Origin of the sequence: Halolamina sp. C58, from assembly GCF_051195095.1 — an archaeon.
In the GTDB taxonomy this organism is placed as follows: Archaea; Halobacteriota; Halobacteria; order Halobacteriales; family Haloferacaceae; genus Halolamina.
The window spans coordinates 56,777-69,133 of sequence record NZ_JBNTJY010000004.1 but is presented as its reverse complement, the minus strand read 5'-3'; the positions used below and the strand labels follow the sequence as shown (position 1 = coordinate 69,133).

The window sequence follows — 12,357 nt, the reverse complement described above, 5'->3', positions numbered from 1 at the left end:
ACGACGATTGGCACTGGCGGGTGTCTGAATGGGCAGTCACCGACAAGCAGGACCGTTACGATGACCGACGACTTCGCGTTCGAGCCGAAGACGGTGACAGTCGATACGGGGACGACCGTGACCTGGACGAACCCAGGCGACGTTCCGCATACGGTTACCGCCTACGAGGACGAGATCCCGGACGGAGCCGCGTACTTCGCAAGTGGCGGCTTCGAGTCTGAACGGGCCGCGAGAAACAACCTGAAGGAGGGCCTCATCGTTCCCGACGAGACGTACGGGCACACGTTCGAGCAGTCCGGAACGTATGGCTACTTTTGTATTCCACACGAGAGTTCCGGGATGGTCGGCACAGTCCGGGTCAAATGACCGAAGCAGCTGGTTTGGATTCCAAGCAGAAAACAACCTAAAGCTGGCAGTCGTTATGTTACCGCATGGAGACGACCACAGCCCAAGAGGCAGACCGTGGTTCAGGTAGCGACGTGCTCATCCGTGCTGAGGGTATCGAGAAGACGTACGGATCGAGAGTTCCGTTCACGCGAACTGTTCCGGTTCTTCACGGGGCTGACATCGAGCTACGTGCCGGTGAAATCGTTGGTATCGTCGGTGGGAACGGGTCGGGCAAGTCGACGCTCATGAACATTCTCGTCGGGATACTCGACGCCGATTCGGGAACGATCGAACGCACTGGCACCGTCGGATGGTGCCCCCAGGAATCGTTGCTCTACGACCGATTGACGGTCGACGAAACGTTCCGACTGTTCGGTTCGGGCTACGGCATGAGCCGCGAGGAGATCGACGAGTCGAAAACCCGCCTCGCGGAGCGACTCGGCTTTGAACAATATCTTGACTATCGCGTCGACCAGCTCAGCGGCGGGAACAGACAGAAAGTGAACCTCGGTATCGCGCTCATGCACGACCCGGACGTCCTCCTCCTCGACGAACCGTACACTGGGTTCGACTGGGAGACGTACCTCCAGTTCTGGGACATCGCTGAAGAGCTCGCCGACGACGGCGTCGGGATCGCGATGATCTCACACCTCATCGAGGAACGGAGTCGCCTCGACCGTATCTACGAGCTGCGTGACGGCGTCGTTCACGACGTGACCGACGACGAGACGGGAACCAGCGACCGGGGAGTGAGTGACGATGCGTAGATACGTTGAGGGCGTCGAACTGAACGTTCGCACGTTCCTCAGAACGCCGTTGAACGCTGTGCTCGCACTCGTTCTCCCGATCGTTGTCATCGAAGGGTGGGGGCAGGCGATGGCCGGGTTGCCGGCCATGCCCACGGTCGAGGCGGTTCCGTTGACGATGGGGCGTCTCCTCGGCGGAGTGTTCGGCGTTGCAATCATCGCCGGACTGCTCGGATTAGCGCAGATGATCAGCGCCCGCAAGGCCGACCGACGACTCGTCCAGACGGGGTATCCCTCGTGGACGTTGCTCGCGACGCGGCTGGTAACACTCGGCGGTGTGACGGTCGTCGTGGCGACGGTGAACTACGGTGTCCTCCGGCTGACGATCACTCCCGAGGCGCCTGTGCTCGCGTTCGTGTTCCTCGCGCTCGCTGGCGTGGTGTACGCGTTCATCGGTGCGCTCGTCGGGGCGGTCTTGCCACGGCTGTTCGAAGGGTCGCTCATCGTCGTGTTTCTGGCGATGATGGACGCGTTTCTCAGTGGCGACAGCCCGCTCGCCGCCGACGTACCCGAGTTCGTTCAGTACTTCCCGCTGTATCACCCCAAAGAACTCCTCCAGGCCGCGGTGTTCGACGGCACGTTCGCGACTGCTGACCTCGTGTTCGTGGGTGGGTACGTGCTGGTGCTGCTCGTCCTCGTGACCGTCGTCTTCGGCGTGACGATGCGGACATCGGGCGGGTGGTCGACATGAGTCGGGCGGCGACGGCGTTCGCCATCAGCCTCCGAGAGCACGCTCGAAACTACGTGTTACTCGGACTGCTGGTCGTGCTTCCAGTGTCGTTCATCACGCTCGCGTTCGCGGTGACTCAGGATGGCCAGATACCGGTTCGAACGCTCGTCGACGGCGAGATGACGACCGTCATGCGCGGGTTGCCGGCCGTCCACGGTGTGATTATGACGCCGATCACGAGCGCGCTCATCGCCGGTCTCGCCGGGCTGTTCCTGATGCACGAGGCGAAGGACACGGACGGGCGGCTCGTCTCGGTCGGTTACCGCGCTCGGCAGGTGGTCGCTGCGCGATTCGGCGTTCTCGCCGCGATCACGCTCGTCGTGACGGGCGTCTCTGTCGGCGTATTGTTGGTCGATTTCACGCCCGAGCATCTGTGGTGGTTCGTTGCTGCAATGCTCGTCCTGTCGGCGACGTACGGGCTCGTCGGGATGCTTGTCGGGACGGTGTTTGACCGACTCGCGGGGATGTGGCTCATGTTGATCCTCCCGATGCTCGATGTCGGGCTCTTTCAGGATCCGCTGTTCGTCCAGTCCGACCCCGACTGGTGGATGACGCTCCTGCCGGGGTATCACTCGGTTCGTGTGATGGTCGATGTGGCGTTGACGACTGACGTGGATGCGGTCGCTTCGCTCGGGTGGGCCGTCGGGTACCTCGCAGTCGTGGCGGTCCTCACAATCGCCCTGTTCTACCGGAAGACGGGACTGAAACGAGACTAACAACGTCTATAACGGTCAAGGGCTTTTTTCGAGTGTGCTCTTTTGGGTTCACGCCGCGATCGCGTATCTCGTGTATCGCGTGGTCGTCCACAGAGTCTCGAAAGAGCAACCTGTCGGAGATGGTGTCATCGTCCTCACTGGCGGTGCATTACTCCCTGACCTCGTCGATAAACCGCTGGCCCTCGTCGTTTCCTCGCTCCCGAGTCGGTCGATGGCACACTCGCTGTTCGTGACCGCTGGTCTCCTCGCAGTCGTTGGCGCTCTCGCGAGTCGGAGAGAGCAACGAGGGCTGGCTGGGGTGTTCGCACTCGGATACCTCTTACATCTCGGTGCGGATCTCGTCGATTACGTGTTTATCCCTGAGGAGACGCTCTTGTTCCTGTTCTGGCCAGTCGTCACCGAGTACCATCATATCGATACGGTCGGTGATCTCCTCGCTTTGCTCTCGCCGACGCCGTACGTCCTTGCGCAGACTGTCGTAACGGTTCTTGGGGTTGCTCTATGGGTTCACGACGGATACCTCGGGTACACTTCTCCGGAATAGTTGATAGCCGAGTGATTTTCACATTCTCGGTGAGTCACCGGTAGTCTGGATACGATGCTGGTGGGTATTTACAAGTTGCGCGTGAGGACTCCCCGTTGATGGAGGGCGTGTTGTGGCATTTGCTCGCGAGTTCTCGAGGCGGGGACACCCGAACCAGGGTGATCCAAGAGCTCGACGATCGACCACAAAACGCCAATCAACTCGCCGACAGCCTCGATCTCGACTACACGACCGTTCGCCATCATCTCGACGTACTCGCGGAGAACAGCATCGTCGAAGAGAGCCATGATGACTACGGGGCACCGTTCTTGCTAACCGATCGAGTACGGAACCACTGGACCACTGTCGAAGAGATCATAGACACTGTCGACCCGGAGGAGAACCCATGAGTTCGGATGAACTTTGGAGAGTGATTAAGGCCGCCGTCGCACAAGGTGAGAACGGATGAGTCTCTGGCTCACTGCGGCACGCGCCACGGCAGCTGTGAACATCCTCCTCCTGATCGGTCTCGGAAGCGTCTGGCTACGTAACTATCGAGATCACGGGGCGACTCACACGCTCGGACTGTTGGTGGTCGCAGGGTTCCTCCTAGTCGAGAACGCTCTCTGGGTGTATTTCTACACGTTTCATCCCGGATTCGTCGGATGGTTCATGAACGCCTCAGCCGACGTTCAAATCGGACTCACGCTGCTCTGCGGGCTTGAACTTCTCGCGCTTCTCGGGCTCGTTCGCATCACGTGGGTTTGACCGGGGAGTTCGGACGAAGTTCGGACGAAGTTCGGAAAACGGCTATCCATGATGCGTCGCAAATCTCACATATGCGAGTAACGAGACGACAGTTTGCCTCCATCGCGGCGGCAGGAACCCTCACGCTCGCTGGCTGTACCGGGGGAAACAATGATGGTGGGGGACAGTCACCGACAGAAACCGCGACAGCAACGTCATCAGAGACAGCTAACGGAGCGGCGGGAACCTCCGTGGCAATGGTGAACACCGCGTTCGATCCGGTTCGGGTATCCATCGATGCTGGCACGACCGTCGAGTGGGTTAACGACGATGGGTTTGAACACGACGTTACCGCCACCCAGTTCCACGACAGCGCCGCAGACTGGAGTTTCAGCACAACATTATCGGGAGGTGAAAGCACCACGTTCACGTTCGAGGAGCAGGGCGTCTACGAGTACTACTGCACGATACATGGAGAATCCATGTGTGGCGCGGTTCTCGTCGGCGGTGCAACCCTCGAGCCGTCCCTGCCCTGTGAAAGCGGGGGCGACGATGGGGACAGGTACTAGTAAACTACCCCGCCCTACTCGCTCCCTCGGGCCTTGCGGCCCTCAGTCACTCCTTGAGGACGGGGTTTTTGTCCGCACTCCACCGCAATTGTACTCCGGTCCCCATGCGTGGACGTGGCCCGGCTTTCTCTTGCTGTTCCACGGGACGGGAGCGGGTCGGAGCGGTGCTGCGACCCGCGCTTACCGAACCCGGCTCGTGGATTGTCCAGCCGGTTTAATTGCCGGTGGACGGTGTGTGCGTCCCCGACTACAGGCTGCGAGACCATCCAGCCTCGCAGCACGGGAGCCAGTTTACTCGTGGCTCCTACTGTCCCGGACTTGTGCCGGGGCAGCAGTAGCAAACAATTGGAGTACAGACGGACTAGGTCTTGCGGTTGCAGAGGATTTGACGCGCTCCTCCCCGCCCTTTCGGTCGGGCTCCGACCTCAACGACGAGAGCTCCGCGCTCCCCCGCCCCGCTGAGGCAGCCCCTATTGGTTCGTCGCCATCAGTCTCTGGATTCACAATGGGTTACCGGGGTTCAGTATGATTTCTGGAACGCCCGACGATCCCCACTCATTGACCGTCTCGCGTCGCCGAATTCGAGATTCGACTGAAGGGATGTTCGACTGCCCATGGCGTATTGTCGATTCGGATCGAGAGTGTTTCCCGTTCGGTGTCGATGTCCTCGAACTGGTCGCGTGCGAGTCGTCTCGGTGAATGACCGACGAGTGAGTATGATTCCGTCTCGAACTCCGCCCGTTCGAGCACGATGTGGTCGCCATCGGTTCGTGTACTGCTCAACCGATAGGTATCGGCTGGCGTCAGACCGAACTGGGAGCCGGCTTCCGAGACCGTCACCGTGCGGTCCTCATCGATATCGAGCAGTGTACGTGCGGTTCGTTCGAACTCGGCCTTCAGTTCCGCCGTCTCTCGGTTGACGTACGCGACCGAGCTACCCCAGATGAACGTGCCGGCGAGTGCGCCCGCGACCGAAAAGAGCGCGGCGGTCCCGAGGCCGTCGCGGCCGAGAAGGAACGACCCCGGAATCATGAGCCCGTTACCCAGCGCGAAGCCGAACAACCAGACACCCCCAACCGTTTCAAGCGGATGCCACGCTGCTCGCCAGAACAACCGACGGAGTACACCCCACTCGGATGGACCGGTCCGTATTGGTCGCATTGTGTGTGTATCTGTCCCAAATATACATATAGCTTGTCCGATGATACTCGCACATGTTCGGTACGTTCGGATACACGACTACGACGCTGTTCGCGCTCATCGTCGGTACCGTCGCCGGGACGATGTCGCTCTTGGCGTGGGACGTGTTCCGTGACTCCACGTTCGGGACGGCGATTATCGGGGTGATCGCCACATTTTCGGTTTTCACGCTCCATCACGTCTTTCTCATCACCGTCGAACCCCGACCGGCCGAGTTCCAGTCGTATCAGGCGCTTTTGAACACCGCCGTCGTGGCGTTCATCGCCTTGATGATCCGCCACCAGCGTCGGGTCCGAACGGCCACAGCGTGAACCAATGCTCGAACTCATCGCACTCTACAACGTCCTCACGGGATTTCTCGCGGGTGCCGGAATACTCTATCTCCTCTCTACACAGGATATCGTACGCCGACACCAACGGTTTGTCGTTCCCTTGCTTTCGGGGATCTTCCTGTATGTCACGGTCTCACCGGTGATCAACTTCGTCACTCCACACCTCACTCACCTGGTTCACATTTTTGCCGGGCTGTTGGTCATTTGGGGCCTCTACAGCCCGCTCCACAACGACTTGCGCACGAACCAGTGGAGCGCCCTTCTCTTCCGGGATCCCGCATCCGCGAGACACCCCAAAGAGTGGATGCGCCCGATGGATGACGAGATCCTGCAGGTGTTCCACTCGACACAGCTCATCCTCTCCCCGTCGATCATCGCACGCAACATACAGCGGAACCGCGACGAAGTCAACCGACGCCTCCGAACGCTCGAGGATCACGGGTTCGTCTCCCGCGTCGATCGTGGACAGTATCGTCTCACGCAATACGGTGAACGCTACCTCTACGGGAACGTAAGCGAGACTCTCTCCCTCCGAAAAAATACGAAATCAGACATTATCGAGTAGAACCAATAATCGCCCGACTGAAGGGGCACACATTAATTCGTGTACCCCGGATTTCGGGTCGGTAGGTGGGTGAAACGTCACCACGTTATTTGCTCCCTTGAGCAAGACAGTGGGGTATGGTACCACGAACCGGAGGTGATCGACGTGGCTGATAAGCCGAGTCGGCGACGGTTCCTGCGGTCGGTCGGGGCCGCGAGTGTGTTGGGATCGATGTCGCTTGCGGGGTGTCTCCAGTCACAGATGGTGGATGGCTCGATAGGTGCGAACATGCAGCCGATGATGGAGATGGGTCTTTCAGCCATGGCCGGCTCGCCGGCGAAAGACGCGTATCCAGCCGAGCCCAACGACGAAGGGTTCGTTGACGTGATGATGGTCGCCTATGCGGACGGCACGAACAACTACCATTTCATGCCCCACGTCGTCTGGGTCGAACCCGGAACGACGGTTCGGTGGATGCACACCGGCGAGGGTATCTCCGAAAAGCGAACCCACTCGGCGACGGCTATCACGCCGGACCTGATGACTGGGTATCCACGACTGATCCCCGAGGCCGGAGCACAGTTCGATTCCGGACTCCTGCCGGGCAGCCACGACAGCGAGTTCGACGCAGTTGGAGAAACCGAGCTCATCGGCTACGGCCCGTACACGCATACGTTCGAAGAACGAGGCGTCTACTTCTATCTCTGCCAGCCCCACTACGGTGTCAGCGGAATGGCCGGTGCGGTCGTCGTTGGCGACCTGTGGGAGGAGAATCAGGGTGAGGGCTGGTCGCCCGGTATGACCGCTGACCTCTCTCCCATCGTCGATGCCGACCCGGTGAACGGTCCCGTCATCAAAGAGAAGATCGAGGGCGATCTCCGCACGATGGTCCGACACGGTGAGGAAGGAGGTGGACATTAATGACCGAACACGCAACTAGCGCTGACGACGCCAACAGCCACGATGATCACGACGACGGCCACGGGCCATCGGGGTGGCGGTACTGGCTCTACACTACCGACCACGAGGTCATCGGCATCATCTACCTCTGGAACGCCCTCTTTTTCTTCGCCGTCGGTGGACTCGCGGCGCTGGTGTTCCGCACGGAACTCGCGATTTCGCCGGCAAACGCGTTCCTGAACTCGGCGGGGTACAACAGTCTAATCACGCTGCACGGATTGACGATGGTCTTTTTCGTCATTCCGCCGCTCACGGGTGCGTTCCAGAACTACCTCATTCCACATTGGGTCGGGGCCGAGGAGATGGCCTATCCACGGTGGAACGCGCTCGGCGCGTGGTCGATCACCGCCGGCGGCCTCCTTCTGTGGCTCCCCGTGTTCACGAACGCGTTCGGACTCACGGGACTCCCGGCTAGCGGCGGTTGGTTCCAATATCCGCCGCTGACGACCATGCTCAACACGTCGGGCATCGACGCCGAAATCTTCGGCCTCACGCTGTTGCTCGGTGGCGGGTCGATCCCGGGCGGCATCAACTTCTTCGTCACCGTCGTGAACGAGCGTCGCCCTGACCTCGGCTGGTTCGACATCCCGATGGCCTGCTGGGCTATCGGTATCATCACGCCCGCGCTCGGGTTCTACACGTTCCCGTGGGTCGTCACCGCGCTCAACCTGAACTTCCTCGAACGCGCCTTCGAGATGACGTTCTACAACGCCCGAACCGGCGGTGCGCCCCTGCTCTATCAGTGGATCTGGTGGACGTTCGGCCACCCCGAGGTCTACATCCTCGTCATTCCGGGGATGGGCATCGCGATGGAGATCATCGGCCGGTTCAGCGAACGCCCCATCTTCGGCAACAAGTGGGTCATCGTCAGCTTCGTGACGCTCTCGCTGTTCTCGGCGGGCGTGTGGGCACACCACATGTTCACCACCGGGCTCGGCGCGTCACGGTACGCGTTCATGGTGTTCTCGATGGTCATCGCGTTGACCTTCAGTCTCTACTTGTTCAGCGCGCTCGCGACCATGTACAAGGGCCGGGTTCACCTCACGACGCCGATGCTGTTCTCCATCGGGCTGCTCATCGGGCTGGTCTACTCCGGAATGGAGGGCCTCCAACTCGGCCAGCCCGCAATCGACCAGATGCTGCACTCGACGTACTTCGTCGTCGGCCACTTCCACTTCACGCTGTTCATGGTCGGCGTCATGGGGCTGCTCGCGGGCGTCTACTACTGGTATCCGCTCATCACCGGGCGGATGTATCACTCCCTCGCGGGCAAGTATCACGCCGTGACAACGATCGCGGGACTTCCGCTGTTGTTCTTCCTGATGGCTCGGCTGGGGGAACTCGGGATGATGCGACGCTACGCGACCTACACGTACGCACCCGAACTCCAGTTCTGGCACGTGCTGACGACCGGCGCAGCGTTCTTCGTCGCATCCGGCCAGCTGGTGTTCTTCATCAACATGCTCTGGAGCCTTCGATACGGCGAACGTGCTGACAACCCGTGGGCGGACGTTCTCGAAGGACAGAACATGCCCTCGCCGGAGTGGAACGGGTTCCCGCACCACGCGCCGACGCCGGAGAACGTCTACGACGACGCCCCTGAGGACGACGCCGACATCGACCTCGACGGCGACTCGGATGTCGTCGCCTCGGACGGTGGCACCGACGCGGTGCACGGAGGTGATTCCGATGAGTGACGAGTCCGACGTGGAGGTGCCTGATGACAGCTCCTTCGGCGCGCTGTCTGGCGCGTTCTGGGCACTCACCGTCGCGTTCGGCCTCGCGCTGTTCTTCTACGATTTCGGCATCGTGACCATCGAGGAGGTTGTCGCCGGCCAACCGATCGGCGTCATTCACAACTTCCGGGTAACGATGTCAGTCATCGCAATGATCGGCGGGGGGTCGTTCGTTGCTGTCACTGGCTGGTTCGTCTACCGGTACGCCGCCGCGAAACGGGAGTCTGCCGCGAAACTCAGTCCGGGAAGCGGTCGGTACACCTTCAGCGTCTGGAGTCTGGGTATCGCGTTCCTCGTGCTCATGACGGTGTTCATGGGGGCGAGTGCGCTCGCCCAGACCGACCAAGCAGCCCAACCGACCGACCAGGTCGAGACGGAACGTGTCCTCGAAATGGACATCACTGCCGGCCAGTGGTTCTTCCGCTACGATGTCGCCGGCGTACCGTTCTCCCAGGGGAACCACGTCGTTCTCCCGGCCGACACCGTGTTGAACTTCGAGCTAACGTCGGCAGACGTGATACACTCCTTCGCCATCCAGGAGCTCGGCGTCAAGAAGGACGCGATGCCCGGCCAGATCAACTCGGCGTGGTTCTACGTCGAGGAGGTCGAAGGTGAACGGACCATCACGGCCAACGGAACCGAAATTCCGGTGGACACGTACCAGGTGAACTGCGCGGAGCTCTGCGGAAAGGGCCACTCACAGATGGTCTCACAAGTGTTCATCGTCTCGCCGGAGAACTACGAGATCTGGGTCGAGGCCAACGGCGGTACGGTGCCCGAGAGCTTCGAGGCGGGCGAGGGTGGCGACGGCCATGGTGAAGAGGAAGGAGGTCACTGACAATGTCAAACGAAGACGCCGACCGACCTGGGGAACCAGTTCGCCGGGGAGAGGGAGCCGAGGGCTTCCCCCACGGTAGCAAGTACCCGCTGTTCGTCGCGCTCGGGATGTTCTTTACCGGGCTCGGCCTCTCGATGTTCACCCCCGCTCTCGTCGTGGGCATCCCCGTACTCGTTTACGGGATGTGGGGCTGGACGAAGGAGTACGTCGTCGACGAGTTCGAGGCCGGTATCGTTCCGCGACAGAAACGCCAGCTCCTGGGGTTCAAATCCGGTTACATCTCGATGTTGCTGGTCATCCTCGGGGAGCTCATCATCTTCGCTTCACTGTTCGTAGTGTGGTTCTATCTCGAAGCGGTGCGAGGGCCGTTCCCGCCGGAAGGGATGCCTGGCACGGATCTCACGCTGGGTCTCGTAATGACGGTCCTACTACTCGGCGCGAGCGTGGCGATCGGCTACGGCCGGTACGCGCTCGCGAGGGATCGACGGAGGTCGTTCACCTGGGGGCTCGCGCTCTCGATAGTGCTCGGCGTCGCGTACCTCGCGGTGTTCGCGCTCGACTGGTCGAACATGGCCGCCGGCGGCGCCGTTCCGTCGAAGGGATCGTACGCGGCGTCCTACTACGTCCTGACGGGGACGCACGCGGCGCACCTCCTCGCCGGGCTGGTGTTGAGCGGCATCGTCGGCTACCGCGCGTGGGCCAGAGACCACTTCAGCTCGACGCGCCATCTCATGGTCAAGACGACGGAGGCGTACTGGCATTTCCTCACGTTCGTCTCGATACTCCTGCTCGCGTTCGTCTACTTCCCGGGGTGAGACCATGAGGGACGCTTTCGCCCGCCGAACGACCAACGGGTTGGTCGCCGTGACTCTCGGCGTGTACGCGCTCATGCTGGCCGGCGTCACGACCGCCGTCACCGACGCGGCCTCGGCGTGCACGACGTGGCCCGCGTGTGGGGGATCACTATGGCCCCTCGACGCGGCGCTAGCCATCGCTCTCGGCCACCGGGCGCTCGCGCTGCTGGTCGCCGGGGGGCTCATCTGGGTCGCGTGGCGCTGTCGCGCCGGGGGGGTTCCACCGGGGGTTCGCCGGGCTGTCGCGGTTGCACTCGTCCTTTACCCCGTGCAAGTCGGTGTCGGCGCACTCTCGGTCGGGGGCGGAACCCCGTTCCCGATCAGAGCGACGCACCTCGTGGTGGCCGTCGCCATCTTCTCCGCCCTCGTGCTGGCGCTGTCGCGGCAGTTGACGGCGACGACGGCGGAGACCGAGAGCGATAGTACCCGCATGGCCGCCGAGCCACACTCATCGTCGGGGGGATATGACACCCCCTCGTCGACTGCTCCTTCGTCGTCGACGGATGGCGAATCGGCGTCTCGCTTCCACGACAGGGCGAGGTCGCTGTTTCCGGGACGGAGCTGGGCGTATCTCCGCATGACGAAACCGCGGCTGATGTGGCTCCTCTGTTTGGTCGCGCTCGCCGCGATGCTGCTGGCTGGCGGCCGGAGCGTATCGCCGTCCCTGATCGCCTGGACGCTGATCGGCGGGGTACTCGCAGTCGGCGCCAGCGGCGTGTTCAACAACGTCCTCGAACGCGACGTCGACGAACGGATGGACCGGACTGCGGACCGACCGCTCGTCGAGCAACGCGTCCCCGTCGCCCACGCAGCACTGTTCGGCGTTGTCCTCACGCTCCTCTCGACAGCGGTTTTTCTGGTTCAGGTCAACGCGCTCGCCGCGGTCCTCGGCGTCCTGGCGATCCTCTCGTACAGCGTCGGCTACACGCTCGTGCTGAAACCCAATACGACACAGAACATCGTCATCGGCGGCGCAGTCGGAGTGTTTCCCGCACTCATCGGCTGGAGCGCGGTGACGGGGACCATCGGGCTCCCGACGGTCGTGCTCGGCGCGGTCATCTTCCTGTGGACGCCCGCGCATTTCTACAATCTCGCGCTCCTCTACAAGGAGGAGTACGCCGCTGCGGGGTTCCCGATGCTACCTGTCGTTCGCGGCGAGGCGACGACGCGGCGACACATCCTCCTGTATCTCGGGGCGACGATGGTCGCCGTTGCGCTCCTGATCGTCTCGACCTCGCTCGACTGGCTGTTCGCGGGCGCAGCAGCCGTCGCCGGCGGCGTCTTCCTCCTGTACGTGGTGCGGCTGTGTCGTCGGCGAACCGACCGTGCCGCACGCGACAGTTTCATCTCGGCGAACGCGTATCTCGGCATCGTGTTGCTCGCCATCGTGCTCGACTCGGTCGTTGCCTGAGGAC

The 12,357-nt window shown here is 61.8% G+C and carries 16 protein-coding genes; 15 read left to right on the top strand and 1 reads right to left on the bottom strand.

The window, feature by feature from the left end; all coding sequences use genetic code 11:
- The first annotated feature begins 60 nt into the window (after positions 1 to 60).
- The 8 genes from ACQUSM_RS15555 to ACQUSM_RS15520 all read left to right on the top strand — a co-directional run bounded on the left by ACQUSM_RS15555 (position 61) and on the right by ACQUSM_RS15520 (position 4,478).
- Positions 61 to 366 (top strand): plastocyanin/azurin family copper-binding protein, encoded by a 306-nt coding sequence (locus tag ACQUSM_RS15555; protein WP_435120048.1) that lies wholly within the window; start codon positions 61 to 63, stop codon positions 364 to 366.
- Positions 367 to 431: 65 nt separating this feature from the next.
- Positions 432 to 1,154 (top strand): ABC transporter ATP-binding protein, encoded by a 723-nt coding sequence (locus ACQUSM_RS15550; protein WP_435120047.1) that lies wholly within the window; start codon positions 432 to 434, stop codon positions 1,152 to 1,154.
- Positions 1,147 to 1,884: an ABC transporter permease gene (locus ACQUSM_RS15545; RefSeq protein ID WP_435120045.1), complete on the top strand. Its 738-nt coding sequence runs from the start codon at positions 1,147 to 1,149 to the stop codon at positions 1,882 to 1,884. The genes ACQUSM_RS15550 and ACQUSM_RS15545 overlap by 8 nt, the downstream gene beginning before the upstream one ends.
- Positions 1,881 to 2,639 (top strand): ABC transporter permease, encoded by a 759-nt coding sequence (locus tag ACQUSM_RS15540; protein WP_435120043.1) that lies wholly within the window; start codon positions 1,881 to 1,883, stop codon positions 2,637 to 2,639. Before ACQUSM_RS15545 ends, ACQUSM_RS15540 begins: the two co-directional genes overlap by 4 nt.
- A gap of 34 nt (positions 2,640 to 2,673) precedes the next feature.
- Positions 2,674 to 3,183, top strand: coding sequence for a metal-dependent hydrolase (locus tag ACQUSM_RS15535; RefSeq protein WP_435120042.1), 510 nt, complete (start codon positions 2,674 to 2,676; stop codon positions 3,181 to 3,183).
- A 98-nt stretch (positions 3,184 to 3,281) separates the two neighbouring features.
- Positions 3,282 to 3,572, top strand: a complete 291-nt coding sequence (locus ACQUSM_RS15530) for an ArsR/SmtB family transcription factor (protein WP_435120041.1) — start codon at positions 3,282 to 3,284, stop codon at positions 3,570 to 3,572.
- 55 nt (positions 3,573 to 3,627) lie between these two features.
- Positions 3,628 to 3,930 (top strand): hypothetical protein, encoded by a 303-nt coding sequence (locus ACQUSM_RS15525; protein WP_435120040.1) that lies wholly within the window; start codon positions 3,628 to 3,630, stop codon positions 3,928 to 3,930.
- 71 nt (positions 3,931 to 4,001) lie between these two features.
- A complete protein-coding gene (locus tag ACQUSM_RS15520) occupies positions 4,002 to 4,478 on the top strand; it encodes a cupredoxin domain-containing protein (protein WP_435120038.1) in 477 nt (158 codons plus the stop codon).
- Positions 4,479 to 5,033: 555 nt separating this feature from the next.
- Here the strand turns inward: ACQUSM_RS15520 and ACQUSM_RS15515 are convergent.
- Entirely contained in the window at positions 5,034 to 5,639 is a 606-nt protein-coding gene (locus ACQUSM_RS15515) for a hypothetical protein (RefSeq protein WP_435120037.1), read from the bottom strand.
- Between the two features lie 53 nt (positions 5,640 to 5,692).
- Between ACQUSM_RS15515 and ACQUSM_RS15510 the strand changes: the two genes are divergently transcribed.
- The 7 genes from ACQUSM_RS15510 (at position 5,693) to ACQUSM_RS15480 (ending at position 12,353) form a co-directional block, all read left to right on the top strand.
- Positions 5,693 to 5,989: a hypothetical protein gene (locus ACQUSM_RS15510; RefSeq protein WP_435120036.1), complete on the top strand. Its 297-nt coding sequence runs from the start codon at positions 5,693 to 5,695 to the stop codon at positions 5,987 to 5,989.
- A 4-nt stretch (positions 5,990 to 5,993) separates the two neighbouring features.
- Entirely contained in the window at positions 5,994 to 6,575 is a 582-nt protein-coding gene (locus ACQUSM_RS15505; RefSeq protein ID WP_435120035.1) for a winged-helix domain-containing protein, read from the top strand.
- A gap of 144 nt (positions 6,576 to 6,719) precedes the next feature.
- Positions 6,720 to 7,475 carry a cupredoxin domain-containing protein gene (locus tag ACQUSM_RS15500; protein ID WP_435120034.1) on the top strand — a complete coding sequence of 252 codons (756 nt, stop codon included), beginning with the start codon at positions 6,720 to 6,722 and terminating at the stop codon, positions 7,473 to 7,475.
- On the top strand, positions 7,475 to 9,211 hold the full coding sequence (locus ACQUSM_RS15495) for a cytochrome c oxidase subunit I (protein ID WP_435120033.1): 1,737 nt from the start codon (positions 7,475 to 7,477) through the stop codon (positions 9,209 to 9,211). Before ACQUSM_RS15500 ends, ACQUSM_RS15495 begins: the two co-directional genes overlap by 1 nt.
- Entirely contained in the window at positions 9,204 to 10,088 is an 885-nt protein-coding gene (locus tag ACQUSM_RS15490) for a hypothetical protein (protein WP_435120032.1), read from the top strand. Before ACQUSM_RS15495 ends, ACQUSM_RS15490 begins: the two co-directional genes overlap by 8 nt.
- A 2-nt stretch (positions 10,089 to 10,090) precedes the next feature.
- A complete protein-coding gene (locus ACQUSM_RS15485; RefSeq protein WP_435120031.1) occupies positions 10,091 to 10,903 on the top strand; it encodes a cytochrome c oxidase subunit 3 in 813 nt (270 codons plus the stop codon).
- A 4-nt stretch (positions 10,904 to 10,907) separates the two neighbouring features.
- Positions 10,908 to 12,353: a heme o synthase gene (locus ACQUSM_RS15480; protein WP_435120030.1), complete on the top strand. Its 1,446-nt coding sequence runs from the start codon at positions 10,908 to 10,910 to the stop codon at positions 12,351 to 12,353.
- Positions 12,354 to 12,357: the final 4 nt, after the last annotated feature.

Bases quoted from the DNA above. Each gene is read 5' to 3' on its own strand.
- ACQUSM_RS15555 (WP_435120048.1), top strand. From the start codon at position 61: ATGACCGACGACTTCGCGTTCGAGCCGAAGACGGTGACAGTCGATACG.
- ACQUSM_RS15550 (WP_435120047.1), top strand. From the start codon at position 432: ATGGAGACGACCACAGCCCAAGAGGCAGACCGTGGTTCAGGTAGCGAC.
- ACQUSM_RS15545 (WP_435120045.1), top strand. From the start codon at position 1,147: ATGCGTAGATACGTTGAGGGCGTCGAACTGAACGTTCGCACGTTCCTC.
- ACQUSM_RS15540 (WP_435120043.1), top strand. From the start codon at position 1,881: ATGAGTCGGGCGGCGACGGCGTTCGCCATCAGCCTCCGAGAGCACGCT.
- ACQUSM_RS15530 (WP_435120041.1), top strand. From the start codon at position 3,282: ATGGAGGGCGTGTTGTGGCATTTGCTCGCGAGTTCTCGAGGCGGGGAC.
- ACQUSM_RS15525 (WP_435120040.1), top strand. From the start codon at position 3,628: ATGAGTCTCTGGCTCACTGCGGCACGCGCCACGGCAGCTGTGAACATC.
- ACQUSM_RS15520 (WP_435120038.1), top strand. From the start codon at position 4,002: ATGCGAGTAACGAGACGACAGTTTGCCTCCATCGCGGCGGCAGGAACC.
- ACQUSM_RS15515 (WP_435120037.1), bottom strand. From the start codon at position 5,639: ATGCGACCAATACGGACCGGTCCATCCGAGTGGGGTGTACTCCGTCGG.
- ACQUSM_RS15510 (WP_435120036.1), top strand. From the start codon at position 5,693: ATGTTCGGTACGTTCGGATACACGACTACGACGCTGTTCGCGCTCATC.
- ACQUSM_RS15505 (WP_435120035.1), top strand. From the start codon at position 5,994: ATGCTCGAACTCATCGCACTCTACAACGTCCTCACGGGATTTCTCGCG.
- ACQUSM_RS15495 (WP_435120033.1), top strand. From the start codon at position 7,475: ATGACCGAACACGCAACTAGCGCTGACGACGCCAACAGCCACGATGAT.
- ACQUSM_RS15490 (WP_435120032.1), top strand. From the start codon at position 9,204: ATGAGTGACGAGTCCGACGTGGAGGTGCCTGATGACAGCTCCTTCGGC.
- ACQUSM_RS15485 (WP_435120031.1), top strand. From the start codon at position 10,091: ATGTCAAACGAAGACGCCGACCGACCTGGGGAACCAGTTCGCCGGGGA.
- ACQUSM_RS15480 (WP_435120030.1), top strand. From the start codon at position 10,908: ATGAGGGACGCTTTCGCCCGCCGAACGACCAACGGGTTGGTCGCCGTG.